The organism is Agrococcus sp. Marseille-P2731 (genome assembly GCF_900117395.1).
Lineage (GTDB): Bacteria > Actinomycetota > Actinomycetes > Actinomycetales > Microbacteriaceae > Agrococcus.
Genome location: NZ_FPEG01000001.1, coordinates 112033 through 125757 on the forward strand (window position 1 = coordinate 112033; position 13725 = coordinate 125757).

13 protein-coding genes are annotated in these 13725 nt (G+C 71.7%); 2 read left to right on the forward strand and 11 right to left on the reverse strand.

Going from position 1 to position 13725, the window contains the following annotated elements; all coding sequences use genetic code 11:
* Nucleotides 1–51 precede the first annotated feature (51 nt).
* Nucleotides 52–1029 carry a Bax inhibitor-1/YccA family protein gene (locus BQ6202_RS00515; RefSeq protein ID WP_072312723.1) on the forward strand — a complete coding sequence of 326 codons (978 nt, stop codon included), beginning with the start codon at nt 52–54 and terminating at the stop codon, nt 1027–1029.
* A 59-nt stretch (nt 1030–1088) separates the two neighbouring features.
* Here BQ6202_RS00515 and BQ6202_RS00520 read toward each other — a convergent pair whose 3' ends face one another.
* The 5 genes from BQ6202_RS00520 to BQ6202_RS00540 form a co-directional block, all read right to left on the reverse strand.
* A complete protein-coding gene (locus BQ6202_RS00520) occupies nt 1089–1487 on the reverse strand; it encodes a VOC family protein (protein WP_072312724.1) in 399 nt (132 codons plus the stop codon).
* Between the two features lie 96 nt (nt 1488–1583).
* The gene (locus BQ6202_RS00525) at nt 1584–2588 is read right to left on the reverse strand and encodes a bile acid:sodium symporter family protein (protein WP_072312725.1); all 1005 of its coding nucleotides are present in this window, start codon (nt 2586–2588) and stop codon (nt 1584–1586) included.
* Nucleotides 2589–2739: 151 nt separating this feature from the next.
* The gene (gene sufU / locus BQ6202_RS00530; RefSeq protein ID WP_072312726.1) at nt 2740–3204 is read right to left on the reverse strand and encodes a Fe-S cluster assembly sulfur transfer protein SufU; all 465 of its coding nucleotides are present in this window, start codon (nt 3202–3204) and stop codon (nt 2740–2742) included.
* On the reverse strand, nt 3204–4490 hold the full coding sequence (locus tag BQ6202_RS00535) for an aminotransferase class V-fold PLP-dependent enzyme (RefSeq protein WP_072312727.1): 1287 nt from the start codon (nt 4488–4490) through the stop codon (nt 3204–3206). The genes sufU and BQ6202_RS00535 overlap by 1 nt, the downstream gene beginning before the upstream one ends.
* A gap of 87 nt (nt 4491–4577) precedes the next feature.
* Complete coding sequence (locus BQ6202_RS00540; protein ID WP_072312728.1) at nt 4578–5864, reverse strand: RNA polymerase sigma factor; 1287 nt, start codon at nt 5862–5864, stop codon at nt 4578–4580.
* A 258-nt stretch (nt 5865–6122) separates the two neighbouring features.
* Between BQ6202_RS00540 and BQ6202_RS00545 the strand changes: the two genes are divergently transcribed.
* Nucleotides 6123–7493 carry an MFS transporter gene (locus BQ6202_RS00545; RefSeq protein WP_072312729.1) on the forward strand — a complete coding sequence of 457 codons (1371 nt, stop codon included), beginning with the start codon at nt 6123–6125 and terminating at the stop codon, nt 7491–7493.
* Between the two features lie 100 nt (nt 7494–7593).
* Here the strand turns inward: BQ6202_RS00545 and BQ6202_RS00550 are convergent, their stop codons facing one another.
* From BQ6202_RS00550 to BQ6202_RS00575, 6 genes are all read right to left on the reverse strand, one after another.
* Nucleotides 7594–8043: a YciI family protein gene (locus BQ6202_RS00550; protein WP_072312730.1), complete on the reverse strand. Its 450-nt coding sequence runs from the start codon at nt 8041–8043 to the stop codon at nt 7594–7596.
* Between the two features lie 143 nt (nt 8044–8186).
* The gene (locus BQ6202_RS00555) at nt 8187–8846 is read right to left on the reverse strand and encodes a hypothetical protein (protein ID WP_072312731.1); all 660 of its coding nucleotides are present in this window, start codon (nt 8844–8846) and stop codon (nt 8187–8189) included.
* 80 nt (nt 8847–8926) lie between these two features.
* On the reverse strand, nt 8927–10498 hold the full coding sequence (gene guaA / locus BQ6202_RS00560; protein ID WP_072312732.1) for a glutamine-hydrolyzing GMP synthase: 1572 nt from the start codon (nt 10496–10498) through the stop codon (nt 8927–8929).
* Entirely contained in the window at nt 10498–11040 is a 543-nt protein-coding gene (locus BQ6202_RS00565) for a DUF3817 domain-containing protein (RefSeq protein WP_072312733.1), read from the reverse strand. Before BQ6202_RS00565 ends, guaA begins: the two co-directional genes overlap by 1 nt.
* A 33-nt stretch (nt 11041–11073) precedes the next feature.
* The gene (locus tag BQ6202_RS00570; protein WP_072312734.1) at nt 11074–11895 is read right to left on the reverse strand and encodes an SURF1 family cytochrome oxidase biogenesis protein; all 822 of its coding nucleotides are present in this window, start codon (nt 11893–11895) and stop codon (nt 11074–11076) included.
* A 24-nt stretch (nt 11896–11919) separates the two neighbouring features.
* A complete protein-coding gene (locus BQ6202_RS00575; protein ID WP_072312735.1) occupies nt 11920–13704 on the reverse strand; it encodes a glycerol-3-phosphate dehydrogenase/oxidase in 1785 nt (594 codons plus the stop codon).
* Nucleotides 13705–13725: the final 21 nt, after the last annotated feature.

Below are 13725 nucleotides of genomic sequence, written 5' to 3' on the forward strand. Positions count from 1 at the left end.
CGCTGACCGTGTCCGTCATCACGACGGCCACACCATCTTGGAGGAAACCCCTTGGCAGGCAACCCGGCGTTCCGCAATTCCCCCGCGTTCAGCGAGAATTCTCAGCGCGCTGCACAGGCCACCCCCGGTGGCCAGCAGGCTCCCTACGGCCAGGCTCCGTATGGACAGGCGCCCTACGGCCAGCAGCAGTTCGGGCAGCAGCCCAGCGGCCAGCAGTCCTACGGCCAGGCGCCGTACGGTCAGCAGCAGCCCGGCGTGCCCACCCCCGAGCAGCTGAACCAGCAGTTCAACGCTCCGGCGGCGGGCCCGGTCGAGACCGAGCGCCTGACCTACGACGGCGTCATCATGAAGACGGCGCTCACGCTCGGCGTGACTGCGGTCGGCTTCCTCATCACGCTCGGCATGGTGATGCTGCAGGGCACTACGACGCCCTTCTTCGTGCTCACCTACGGTGGCGCGCTCGTCGGCTTCGTGCTCGCGCTCGTCAACATCTTCAAGAAGGAGCCGAGCCCCGCGCTCATCCTCGGCTATGCCGCGGCGCAGGGCCTGTTCCTCGGCGGATTCTCGGGCATGCTCGAGTTCGGCATGCAGCTCGACGGCATCATCTTCCAGGCGCTGCTCGCCACCGCCTGCGTGATCGGTGTCACGCTCGCCGGCTACGCGTTCCGCATCTTCCGGACGTCGCCGAAGCTCAACAAGATCTTCTTCATCGCGATCATCGGCTACGGCGTCTTCTCGCTCGTGAACTTCGGCATGATGCTCTTCGGCGCGACCGGCGACCTCGCCTTCGGCATGCGCTCGGCCCCCAGCCCGCTGTTCGGCATCCCGTGGGGCGTGCTCCTCGGTGGTCTCGCGGTGCTGCTGGGTGCCTACTCGTTGGTCATGGACTTCGAGGGCATCGAGATGGGCGTCAAGCGCGGCGTGCACAAGAAGTACGGCTGGTCCGCTGCCTTCGGCCTGGTGCTGACGATCATCTGGCTCTACGTCGAGATCCTGCGCATCATCGCGATCGTACGAGGCAACAACTAGCTCGAATCCTCACGACAGAGGGCCCCGGCATCGCGCCGGGGCCCTTCGTCGTCGCAGCGCTACACCTCGCGCGACGAGAGCACGCAGAACTCGTTGCCGTCGATGTCGGCGAGCACCGTCCAGCTCACGTCGGGCCCCTGGCCGACGTCGATGCGCGTCGCACCGAGCGACTCGAGGCGCGCGATCTCCGCATCGCGGTCATCGCTCGTGTGCGGGGCGAGATCCATGTGGATGCGGTTCTTGGTCTGCTTCTGGTGGTCGACGCGCACGAACACGAGGCCCGGCGGCACCTGGTGGAACTCGAGCTTCGCGCTCAGCTCGCGTGCCCACTTCGGCACGATGACGACCTCGTCGGCCGCCTCGTACATGACCTCCCAGTCGAGCGCGGCGGCCCACCAGCGGGCGAGCCTCGACACATCCGTCGTCTCGATCACGTTCGAGTACCAGCGCAGCGCCATCGCCGCCTCCCCACTTCGGTTGCAGCAGACGATACGCCCCGCCGCCCACGCGCTGCAGCAGCACGGGGTGACGGGGCGCGACCGGCGCGGTGAGGATCAGCTGACGACGGCCTCCGGCGCGTCGTCCGCCACGGCGTCCTTCGGCGGGCGCCGCGACCAGAACGAGGCCAGCAGGGCACCCGAGACGTTGTGCCAGACGGAGAAGATCGCAGCGGGCAGCGCCGCCTCCGGTGAGAAGTGCGTGCGAGCGAGACCGGCGGCAAGGCCCGAGTTCTGCATGCCGACCTCGATCGCCACAGCGCGCTGCGCCGAGGTGTCGAGCCCGACCGACTTCGCGGCGAGGAAGCCGAGACCGTAGCCGACGCCGTTGTGCAGGATCACGACGAGGGCGACGAGCAGGCCCACCGACAGGATCGTCGCCGCCGAGCCCGCGACCACCGCGAGCACGACGAGCGTGATGCCCGTGACCGACACCAGCGGCAGCCACGGCAGGACGGCCGCCACGACCTTCGGGAGCAGCAGGCGCAGCACGACGCCTGCGATCACCGGCAGCAGGACGATGAGGATGATCGACTGGAAGAGGGCCCAGGCATCGACCGGCAGGTAGGAGCCGGCGAGCCACAGCACCAGCAGCGGCGTCAGCACCGGCGCGAGCAGCGTCGAGGCGGTGGTCATGGCCACCGAGAGCGCGGTGTCGCCCTTCGCGAGGTAGACCATCACGTTCGACGAGGTGCCACCCGGCGCGGAGCCGACGAGCACGACGCCGACGAGCAGGGCGGGCGGCAGCTGGAACAGGGTGGCCAGACCGATGGCGGCGAGCGGCATGACGACGTACTGCGCCACGACACCGATGACGAACGCCTTCGGCTTCTTCGCGATCACCGCGAAGTCCACGGGCTGCAGCGTGAGCCCCATGCCGAGCATGATGACGCCGAGCAGCACGTTGATCCACGGCCCGAGCGGCAGGAACACCTGCGGCACGGCGATCGCGATCGCGCCGGCGACGAGCACGACGAGCGGGAACCACGTGCCGGCGACGCGACCGATGCGCTCGCCGATCGGCGCTGTGGTGGGCTCGCTGCTCGGGCTGGTGCTCGACATATCTGACCTCCTGGGTGACGGAACCCATCCCATCACAGCGGGCATGCCGGATGCGTCGGTGCAGTCAGCGAGCGGTGCTGGTGCGCCCGAGTGGTGCTGGCATGCCGGCACCGCTCACACGCAGCAGCACCGGTCGGCTCGTGCGCGGGGGTCAGCGCTCGGGCTCGGCGAGCGCCTCGACGAGCGCCTCCTCGAGGGCGACCCACGCGAGCATCGCGCACTTCACCCGCATGGGGAACCTCGCGACGCCGGCGAAGGCGACGGCGTCGCCCAGCAGCTGCTCATCGGGCTCGATCGCACCGCGCGCGCGCAGCAGCTCGCGCAGCGCCTCGATGCGCTCGCGGACCGCCTGGACGGTCAGCCCCGGCGCCTCCTCAGCGAGCACCGACGCGGACGCCTGCGAGATCGAGCATCCCTGCCCGATCCAGCCGAGCGCATCCACGACCGGTCCCTCACCCTCGCCGCCGAGGCGCACGCGCAACCGGATCTCGTCGCCGCAGGTGGGATTGCGCAGGAACCGCTCGGCGTCGAACGGCTCGAGCTCGCCCTCCCCAGCGCGCCGCTTCGCGTGCTCGAGGATCAGCTCCTGGTAGAGGCCGGCGAGCGGGTCTGCCATCACGCGGCCCCGAAGTAGGCGCGCACGCCGGCGAGCGCGTCGAGGAAGCGGTCGACCTCGTCGTCGGTCGTGTACAGGTAGGCGGATGCGCGGGTCGTCGCGGCCACACCCAGGCGGCGGTGCAGCGGCTGCGCGCAGTGGTGGCCGACGCGCGCGGCGATGCCCTGCGCGTCGAGCACCTGGCCGACGTCGTGCGCGTGCACCCCGTCGACGATGACGCTGGCGATGCCGGCGCGCTCCTGCCCGGGCGGCGGGCCGACCAGGCGCACGCCATCGATCGAGGCGGCGCCGGCCGCGAGCCGCTGCCCGAGCACGAGCTCGTGCTGCTCGATCGCGGCCATGCCCACGCCCTCGAGGTAGTCGACCGCGGCGGCGAGGCCGACGATGGCCCCCACGGGCTGCGTGCCCGCCTCGAACTTCTGCGGTGCGGGCAGCCACTCGTGCTCGGTCATCGTGACCGTCGTGATCATCGATCCGCCGACGCGCGCGGGCGGCAGCGCTGCCCCGAGCGCCTCCGCGAGGTAGAGCACGCCGATGCCGCCGGGCCCGAGCATCTTGTGGCTCGAGAAGGCAGCCGCGTCCACCCCGAGCGCACGCAGGTCGACCGGGCGGTGCGGCACCGACTGGCAGGCGTCGAGCACGACGAGCGCGCCCACCGCGTGCGCCGCCTCCACCACCGCAGGGACATCGGCGATGAGCCCCGTCACGTTCGAGACGTGTGCGAGCGCGACGACGCGCGTGCGCTCCGTGATGAGCGCGCGCAGCGCATCCGTCGACCACACGCCGTCGTCGTCGACCTCGACCCAGCGCAGGCGCGCGCCGGTCTCGTCGGCCAGCCGCTGCCACGGCAGCAGGTTGGCGTGGTGCTCGGCCTCCGTGACGACGATCTCGTCACCCGCGAGGATGCGGAGCGCCGGGTCGACGGCGCCGGCGCGGTTCGCCGCCGCGAGCGACAGCGCCACGGTGTTGAGCGCGTCCGTCGCGTTCATCGCCCAGGAGATCTCGGTCGGGCGGGCGCCGACGAAGCGGGCGATGCGCTCGCGCGCGCTCTCGTAGTCGTCGGTCGCGAGCGCCGCGAGGGTGTGCGCGCCGCGGTGCACGGCGGCGTTGCGCTGCGTGCGGAACGCCCACTCGGCCTCGAGCACCTGCCGCGGCTGCTGGCTCGTCGCGCCCGAGTCGAGGTAGACGAGCGGCACGCCCCCGGGCTGCTCGGCGAGGATCGGGAAGTCGTCGCGCAGCAGCCGGATGCGGTCCTCGGTCAGGGCGTGCTGGGTCGCGGTCGTCACTCCTCCAGGGTAGTAGCCCGTGCGATCACCCCCATATGCGAGGGTGTCAGCGCGAACCGGCGACGCGTGAGCTCGACCGCGCGTCGCTCAGCGTCCGGCCGCGGCACGAGCCAGCAGCACAGCGCGCTCTCGGGCGTTCCCGGTGCGCGCTGCCGCGAGCGCGAAGGCCGCGCTGGCCTCCGCGTCGCGCCCGAGGCGGGCGAGCAGCTCACCGCGCACCGAGGGCAGCAGGTGGCCGACCGCCAACGACCTCTCGCCCGCCAGCGCATCCACGATCGCGAGCGCCGCAGCCGGGCCGCGCCCCTCGCCCGCCGCCATCGACACCGCGACGGCACGGTTGAGGGCCACGATCGGCGATGGCGCGATCTGCGCGAGCCCGTCGTAGGCGGCGATGATGCGCTCCCAGTCCGTCGATGCGAGGTCGGGTGCGTCGGCGTGCGTCTCGGCGATCACCGCCTGCAGCGCGTAGGGGCCGAGGCCGCGACCGAAGCCCTCGGCCCGCCGGAGCGCCGCTCTCCCCCGCCGGATGGCGCCGCGATCCCAGCGGCGGCGATCCTGGTCGGCGAGCAGCACCGGCTCGCCGCGCTCATCGACGCGGGCGGGGAAGCGCGCCGCGGTGAGCTCGAGCAGCGCCAGCAGGCCGTGCACCTCTGGCTCGTCCGGCTGCAGCGCCGCGAGGATGCGCGCGAGCCGGATCGCCTCGCGCGAGAGCTCTGGCCGCATCCAGTCGTCGCCGGCAGTCGCTGCGTGCCCCTCGGTGAAGATCAGGTAGAGCACCGCGAGCACAGCACCGATGCGCTGCTCGCGCTCGGCTCGCGGCGGCGTCTCGAAGGGCACCCGCGCGTCGGCGAGCGCCTGCTTCGCGCGCACGATGCGCTGCTGGATCGTCGCGACCGGCACGAAGAAGAGCCGCGCGATCTCGGCGGACTCGAGGCCGCCCACCACTCGCAGCGTCAGTGCCACGCGAGCCTGCGGGCTGAGCACGGGATGGCATGCGGTGAAGACGAGCCGCAGCACGTCGTCGTCGACCTCGTCCGGATCCCAGGGCACCGCATCCCCTGCAGTCGCCTGCTCGCGCTCGAGGTCCTGCCCCATCGCCTCGAGCCGCTCGGCGAACCGCTCCTGGCGCCGCCAGCCGTCGATCGCCTTGCGCTTCGCGACAGCGGTGAGCCAGGCGGCGCCGTTGCGCGGCACGCCCTGCGCGGGCCACTGGGCGAGCGCGTCGGCGAGCGCGTCCTGCGCCACGTCCTCGGCCAGCGCGAAGTCGCGGGTGAAGCGGGTGAGCGTCGCGACGATGCGAGCGGATTCGATGCGCCAGACCGCGACGACGGCGCGCCGGGCGGAGTCGGTCTGACTGCTGTCGTCGCGCGCCACCTCTGCACCCCTCCCGCTCCTGCCCGATCGACCCTACGCGGCGCGTCGCGGCCGCTCGTCGCGCGTCCGGCTCGCGCGCCGAGGCAGTGTGGTGCCACCCCACTGAGATGGCATCGCGATGGCGCAGACGCCCATCGCCTCACCACGCCCACCCTGCGACGCTTGCCCACGGGCCTGGCTGCCTCGCTCGGGAGCCTGCAAGGCCGGCCCAGCACCGCACGCACCGCACGCACCGAACGCACCGCACGAAGGAGTGCCATGAACATCGCCATCGCCGACGACATCGACCGCTCGGGGCTCGATTCCCGCACGCAACGACGGCGAGCGGTCATCGGCAGCTCGGTCGGCACGATCATCGAGTGGTACGACTTCACGCTCTACGGCCTCGCCTCGGCGCTCGTCTTCGCCCCGCTCTTCTTCCCCGGTGCCGGCGAGTTCGCCGGCCTGATGGGCGCCTTCGCGGGCTTCGCTGTCGGCTTCGGCGCCCGCCCGATCGGCGGTCTGATCTTCGCCCACTACGGAGACCGCGTCGGCCGCAAGGCGACGCTGCTGGCGACGCTCCTCATGATGGGCATCGCGACGACCGTCATCGGACTGCTGCCCACCGCCGAGTCGATCGGCATCTGGGCGCCGATCCTGCTCATCGTCCTGCGCATCTTCCAGGGCGCCGGCGCTGGTGCCGAGTTCGCCGGCGCGATGACCATGGCGAGCGAGTCCGCGCCGGCTCGCAACCGCGCGTTCGTCGCAGGCTTCCCCGGCGCATCCGTCTACGTCGGCATGGCGCTCGCGACCACGGCGTTCGCGCTCATCAGCCTCATGCCCGTCGAGCAGTTCCAGGCTTGGGGCTGGCGCGTCCCGTTCATCGCGAGCATCGTCATCGTCGCCTTCGCCCTCTTCTTCCGCCTGCGGGTCAAGGAGACCGCGGCGTTCGAGAGCGCCGAGCGCCAGGGCGAGGTGCAGCGCGCGCCGCTCGCGCAAGCCGTGCGCTCGCACTGGCGAGTGCTGCTGGCTGGCATGGCGCTGTTCGTGTTCGCGCTCCCGTGGGTCTACGTCGTCCAGACCTTCTCGGTCTCGTACACGACCGGCACCCTCAGCGTCGACCCGACGCATGCGCTCGTCGCGCTCATCGTCGCCGAGCTGCTGACGATCCCCGCAACCCTCGGCTTCGGGCGACTGGCCGACCGCATCGGCCGCAAGCCCGTGCTGATGGGTGCGGCGCTGTTCGGGGTCGCCTTCGCGTTCCCGATGTTCATGCTGTTCACCACCGAGCAGACGATCCTGGTCGCCATCGGCCTGATCCTCGGTCTCGCCGTGATCCAGGGGGCCACGATCGGCGTGAGCGCCGCGCTGCTGGCCGAGCTCTTCCCTACCCGCATGCGCTGGAGCGGCATCGCGATCTCGCGCGAGATCCCCGCGGCGCTCGTCGGCGGCACGGCGCCGCTGGTCGCGACCGCGCTCGTCGCGGCGACGGCCGGCACGCCGTGGCTCGTCGCCGGCTACCTCGTGGCGCTGAGCGTCATCGGCGTCGTGGGCATCGCCTGCCTGCCGGAGACCCTGCATCGCGCGAGCGTCGACGCCGACGAGGGGGCAGCGGTCGGCACCACTGACGAGTCGACCGTCTCGGTCTGACGGAGCGCCGCCCTCGCCCGCCGGCTGCAGCGCCGCGGTCTGCTCGCGCCCGCGGGCGCGCCGAACCTCCTCGGAGTCGGCGCACCCGCGGCGCCGCGCCTCAGCCCGCGGTACCGCCGGGGCTCTCCGCGGCCGTCTTGGCGGCCTGCTCCTCGCGCCAGCCCTCTTCCTTCTGCACCCACTCGTTGTCGGCCGGGAAGTCCTCCGGGCCTGTCACCCGACGCACCTCGAGCTTGGAGCCCGGGCCCAGCGGGCAGCGCTTCGCCCACTCCGCCGCCTCCTCCTTCGAGGCGACCTCGAGGATCCAGAAGCCGTTGAACAGCTCCTTCGTCTCGCCGTAGGGGCCGTCGGTGACGAGCGGCTGGTCGGTGCTGAAGTCGACGACGAAGCCCTCGCTCGCGTCGCTGAGGCCCTCGCCCGCGATGAGCACGCCGGCCTCCATCATCGACTCGTTGTACTTCCCCATGGCTTCGATGACCTGCTCGAAGGGGAGCTCCTGGTAGGCCGCGACAGCCTCGTCGTTCGAGCGCATGATGAGCATGTACTGCATGATCGTCCTCCTTGCCTGCGGGGTCGCTGCTCGACCCTCTCACTCAGGACGTCGAACGGGGACCGGCCGGATCGACATCGCGGCAGCAATCTCTCACATCGCGACTTCGGACTCCATCGATGGCACCGAGCCGGCGCGCCCGGTCAGCGCGATCTGGCGGGCCACGCACCTGCGGCGATGCGCCAGCCGGCAAGGATGGCGGCGGCAGCGGCGATGCCGGTCGGCAGCGTGCCGAACGAGGATGCCGCGGCTGAGACCACGAGCAGCGCGAGCGCCGCGGCGAACGTGACGAACGCGGCCCTGCGTGGGCGGCCGCCGGCGCGCATCCGCAGCGCCGAGCCCGCCAGCATGCCGGCGGTCGCCGTCATGAGCGCAGCGACCATGGCCCGCTCGACCCACATCGACACGCGACTGTCGTCGTGCGCGACACCGACGGCGTCGCTCAGGATGGCGTCGCCGAGCAGCCATGCGAAGAGGATGAGCGAGGGCAGCACCGCGATCAAGGCGATGAAGCCGAAGCGCTCGGCGCGGAGCCTCGCGCGATCCCAGGTCGCGCGCACGATGAGCGCGACGGCACCGAGCGCGAGCCCGCCGAGCACCGCGCTGCTGACGCCGGCCGCCACGAGCGCGGCTCCGCCGTCGCAGGCCCAGACACCCGCCTCCAGCACGCAGCCGAAGCGCAGCCGCTCCTGCAGCCACCCCGCGGGCACGAGCGCCAGGAGCGCCGCCGCGGCGAAGCCGCCGACCAGCGTCCAGAGTGCTGCGGTGCGCGCCGCTCGCTCGCGGGAGACCTGCGGTGCCATGCGCCCATCATCCACCCGATCGGCTGAGCCACGATGTCGTTCGCGGCGGCCGAGGCTGCGACGCGCTCAGTGCGCTGCGCTCACTCCCACTCGATGGTGCCCGGCGGCTTCGACGTGACGTCGAGCACGACGCGGTTGACCTCAGCCACCTCGTTCGTGATGCGGTTCGAGATGCGGGCGAGCACGTCGTACGGCAGGCGCGTCCAGTCCGCCGTCATCGCGTCCTCCGAGGAGACCGGGCGCAGCACGATCGGGTGGCCGTAGGTGCGACCATCGCCCTGCACGCCGACCGAGCGCACGTCGGCCAGCAGCACGACCGGGCACTGCCAGATCTCGCCGTCGAGGCCGGCCGCAGTGAGCTCGGCGCGCGCGATCGCGTCGGCGCGGCGCAGGATGTCGAGCCGCTCCTCCGTCACCTCGCCGATGATGCGGATGCCGAGCCCGGGTCCCGGGAACGGCTGGCGCGAGACGATCACGTCAGGCAGCCCGAGCTCGCGGCCGATCGCGCGCACCTCATCCTTGAACAGCGCCCGCAGCGGCTCGATGAGCTGGAACTGCAGGTCGTCCGGCAGCCCGCCCACGTTGTGGTGGCTCTTGATGTTGGCGGTGCCCGAGCCCCCACCCGACTCGACGACGTCGGGGTAGAGCGTGCCCTGCACGAGCCAGCGGATGGGCTCGCCCTCCTCGGCGGCCTCGAGCGCGAGCTCGCGCTCTGCCTGCTCGAAGGCGCGGATGAACTCGCGCCCGATGATCTTGCGCTTCTCCTCCGGGTCCGTGACCCCGGCGAGCGCCTCCATGAATCGCTGCCGCGCATCCACCGTCACGAGCCGCACGCCGGTCGAGGCGACGTAGTCCTGCTCGACCTGCTCGCGCTCGTCCTGCCGCAGCAGCCCGTGGTCGACGAAGATGCAGACGAGCTGGTCGCCGATCGCCTCGTGCACCAGCGCCGCCGCGACCGCCGAGTCGACGCCGCCCGAGAGGCCGCAGATGACGCGATCGGTGCCGACCTGCTCGCGGATGCGCGCGACCTGCTCCTCGATGATGGAGCCGGAGTCCCAGTCGCCCGGGAGGCCGGCGATCTCGTGCAGGAACGACTCGAGCACGCGCTGGCCGTGCTCGGAGTGCCTGACCTCCGGGTGCCACTGCACGCCCGCCATCTTCCGCTCGCGATCCTCGAACGCGGCGACGGGCGTGTCAGCGGTGCCCGCGAGCACCGTGAACCCCGCCGGTGCCTCCGCGACCGAGTCGCCGTGGCTCATCCAGACCGTCTGCGCGCTCGGCTGACCGTCGAGCAGCGTGCCGGACGCGCCCACCGTCACCGCCGTCGAGCCGTACTCGCGGTTGCCGGTCTGCGCGACGGTGCCGCCGAGCTGCGCGGCCATCACCTGGAAGCCGTAGCAGATGCCGAAGGTCGGGATGCCGAGCTCGAGGATGCCCTCGTCGAGCCGCGGCGCGCCCTCCGCGTAGACGCTCGAGGGGCCGCCCGAGAGCACGATCGCGGCGGGATCCTTCGCGCGCACCTCGTCGGCCGAGATCGTGGAGGGCACGATCTCGCTGTAGACGTCGGCCTCGCGCACGCGGCGAGCGATCAGCTGCGCGTACTGCGCACCGAAGTCGACCACGAGCACTGGCCGCTGAGCGGTGTCGGACATCAGGCCTCCTGAGGCGTGGTGGCGGTGGTGGATGCGTCGGCTCGAGTCGCCGAGGAGCGCTCGGCCCGCTCGGCCTCGAGTCGGGCGACGTCGGCGACCGCGGCGCGGTGCATCGGGCGCTCGACGAAGAAGGAGAGGAAGGGCACGACGCCGCCGAGCGCCATCGCGACCAGCCGCTTGAAGGGCCAGCGGAGCAGGCTCCAGAGACGGAAGCTCGCGAACAGGTAGACGACGTAGATCCAGCCGTGCACGATCAGGATCGTCAGCGAGACGTTGAAGCCCTCGCCGAGCGAGACGATCTCGCAGCCCATGCCGCCGGGCACGAACATGGAGTACCACTGGCAGCCGGCCGCGGGCACGACCGCTTCGAGCGCGAGCGGGCCGCTCGCGCCGAAGGCGAAGACCTCGACGTGGGTGGGCGAGTACTTCAGCACCATCTCGGCGACGAGCAGCAGCAGGAAGATGCCCGTGATCCACGACATCACGCGGTAGAAGGAGGTGGCGGTTCGGATCTGCGGCAGCTGCTCGATGGGGCGGGGCACGGGCACCAGTCTATCGGCGCGGCTCGACGCGCCTCAGACCGCTGCCGCCTCGGCGTCCTCGATCGCCTCGACCTCGCGCTCGAGCGCGTCCTTCACCAAGCGATACCAGAGGTAGAACGCGAACACCATGAAGGCGACCCACTCGACGGCGTAGAAGACGTTGAGCCAGTTGAGCTGGGTGTCGGTCACCGGGCGCTCGTGCACGATCGGCTCGTCGCCCGGCACCGTCGCGCCACCCTCGGCGACGACGGTCGGGTCGAAGACGAGGTAGCCGCTGTAGACGAGCCCGTTCCAGTCCTGCCACTCGTTGATGAGGGCAGCCACCGACATCGCTTCGCGCTCGCGCTCGCGCACGTCGCCCTGCGTCGGCGCCTCCGTCGGCATGTAGCGCCCGCCGAGCTCGGCCTGACCCACGGTGGCCGCGTCGGCGCGCAGCGCCTCGACCGCTGCGTCGGCGCGCTCCTGGGTCGCGCTCCACGACAGCGCGACGGCGAGGGATGCGTCGCGCCCGTCCGGCTCCGCGACGAGCACGCGCCCGATGACCCACCAGCCGAGCCGGCCGTCCTGGTTGCGACCGGCGAGCGTGCGGTAGTCGGCCGCCACGTCGTCACCGGACACGGTCACCATGCGGCCTCCCGCATCCGACAGCATCGGCTCGCCCGGCGTCGCCACCGACCGGAGCGGCACGGCGGTCTCGGTGTCGCGCTCGTCTGCCTGCCCCTGCTCGACCGCGCGGTCGATCTGCCACTGGCCGAGCAGGGCGAAGACGGCGGCGACGAGCAGGCAGAGCGCGAGCACGCCGATCCAGCGCGGTCGTCTCGCGACCTGCTTGAAGGTTGGCGTGGGGGTGCTCATGGGCACCCCCAGCCTACCGTCGCCTCAGGCAGCCGGCTCGGGGCGCGTGCCGACCGTGTCTGCCGTCGGCAGCGCGTTCAGCGACACGATCTCGGGCGCCTCGAGTCGCGCGCGGTCCGCCGATTCGTCGTCGGGCAGCTCCTGGCTCTGCAGCTCGGCGGCGACGCGCTTGTTGTAGGTGTTGATCTCCTTCTCGACCCGCGCGTCGTCCCAGCCCAGCGCATCCGCCATGATGCGCGCGGCCACGGGGGCAGCCGCCACGCCGCGATCCCAAGCCTCGATCGAGATGCGCGTGCGGCGAGCCAGCACGTCGTCGAGGTGGAGCGCGCCCTCGTGGGTGCAGGCGTAGCGCACCTCGGCGCCGATGTAGTCGTCGGCGCCCGGCAGCGGCTCGGCGAGCGTCTCATCGTTGCGGATCATGTCGAGCAGCTCGTCGGTCAGCACGCCGTAGCGGTTCAGCAGGTGCTCGACGCGGTGCTTGTGCAGGCCGAAGGCGCGGGCGATCTTCGATCGCTTGTTCCACGCCGCGCGGTAGCCGGTCGCGCCGAGCAGCGGGATCTGCTCCGTGCACGACTGCGGCACCTTGCCGTCCATGGCGCTGACGGCCTCGTCGATGGCGTCCTTGGCCATGACGCGGTACGTCGTCCACTTGCCACCCGCGACGAGCACGAGGCCCGGCACGGTGTGCGAGACGTGGTGCTCGCGCGAGAGGTTCGCGGTCGACGAGCCGTCGCCCGCGGCCAGCAGGGGACGCAGGCCCGCGTAGACGCCTTCGACGTCGGCGCGCGTCAGCTTCGTGGCCAGCACGCTGTTGACGTGGTCGAGGATGTAGTCGATGTCTGCCGCGGTCGCCGCGGGGTGGGCCAGGTCGAGGTTCCAGTCGGTGTCGGTCGTGCCGAGGATCCAGTGGCGGCCCCACGGGATGACGAAGAGCACGCTCTTCTCCGTGCGCAGCAACAGGCCCATCTCCGAGTGGAACCGGTCGCGCGGCACCACGAGGTGCACGCCCTTGGACGCGCGCACCTTGAACTCGCCGCGCTCCCCGACCATCGCCTGCGTCTCGCCCGTCCAGACACCGGTCGCGTTCACGACCTGCTTCGCTCGGATCTCGAACTGCTCGCCGGTCTCGTAGTCGTGCGCCTGCACGCCGACCACGCGCTCGCCGACCTTGAGGAAGCCCTCGGCGCGCACGCGGCTCGCGACGTGCGCACCGTAGAACGAGGCCGTGCGCGCGAGCTCAGCGACGTAGCGCGCGTCGTCGACCTGCCCGTCGTAGTAGGTGAGCCCGCCGACGAGCGCGTTGGGGTCGAGCGAGGGGATCTGCTTCAGCATCTGCTTCTTGGACAGGTGCCGATGCATCGGCACTCCCGGCCGCATGAAGCCCGTGTAGCTGAAGGCGTCGTACATCGCCATGCCTGCGCCGATGTAGGCGCGCTCGACGACCGGCGTGGTGAGCGGGTAGAGGAACTTGACGGGCTTCACCAGATGCGGAGCGAGCCGCTGCAGCAGCAGGCCACGCTCGAGCAGCGCCTCGCGCACGAGGCCGAAGTTCAGCTGCTCGAGGTAGCGGATGCCGCCATGGATGAGCTTCGACGAGCGGCTCGAGGTGCCGGAGGCGAAGTCGCGCGCCTCGATGAGTCCGACGCGCAGGCCGCGCGTGACCGCGTCGAGCGCTGCGCCGGCACCGACGATGCCGCCGCCGATCACGAGCACGTCGACCTCGCGGTCGCGCATGCTGGCGATCGCTGCCGCGCGCTCCTCAGGGCCGAGCTTCCTCGACCGGCTCACGTTGTTGGTGGTCTCAGCCATGGATCCTCCTTCAATGCGCCG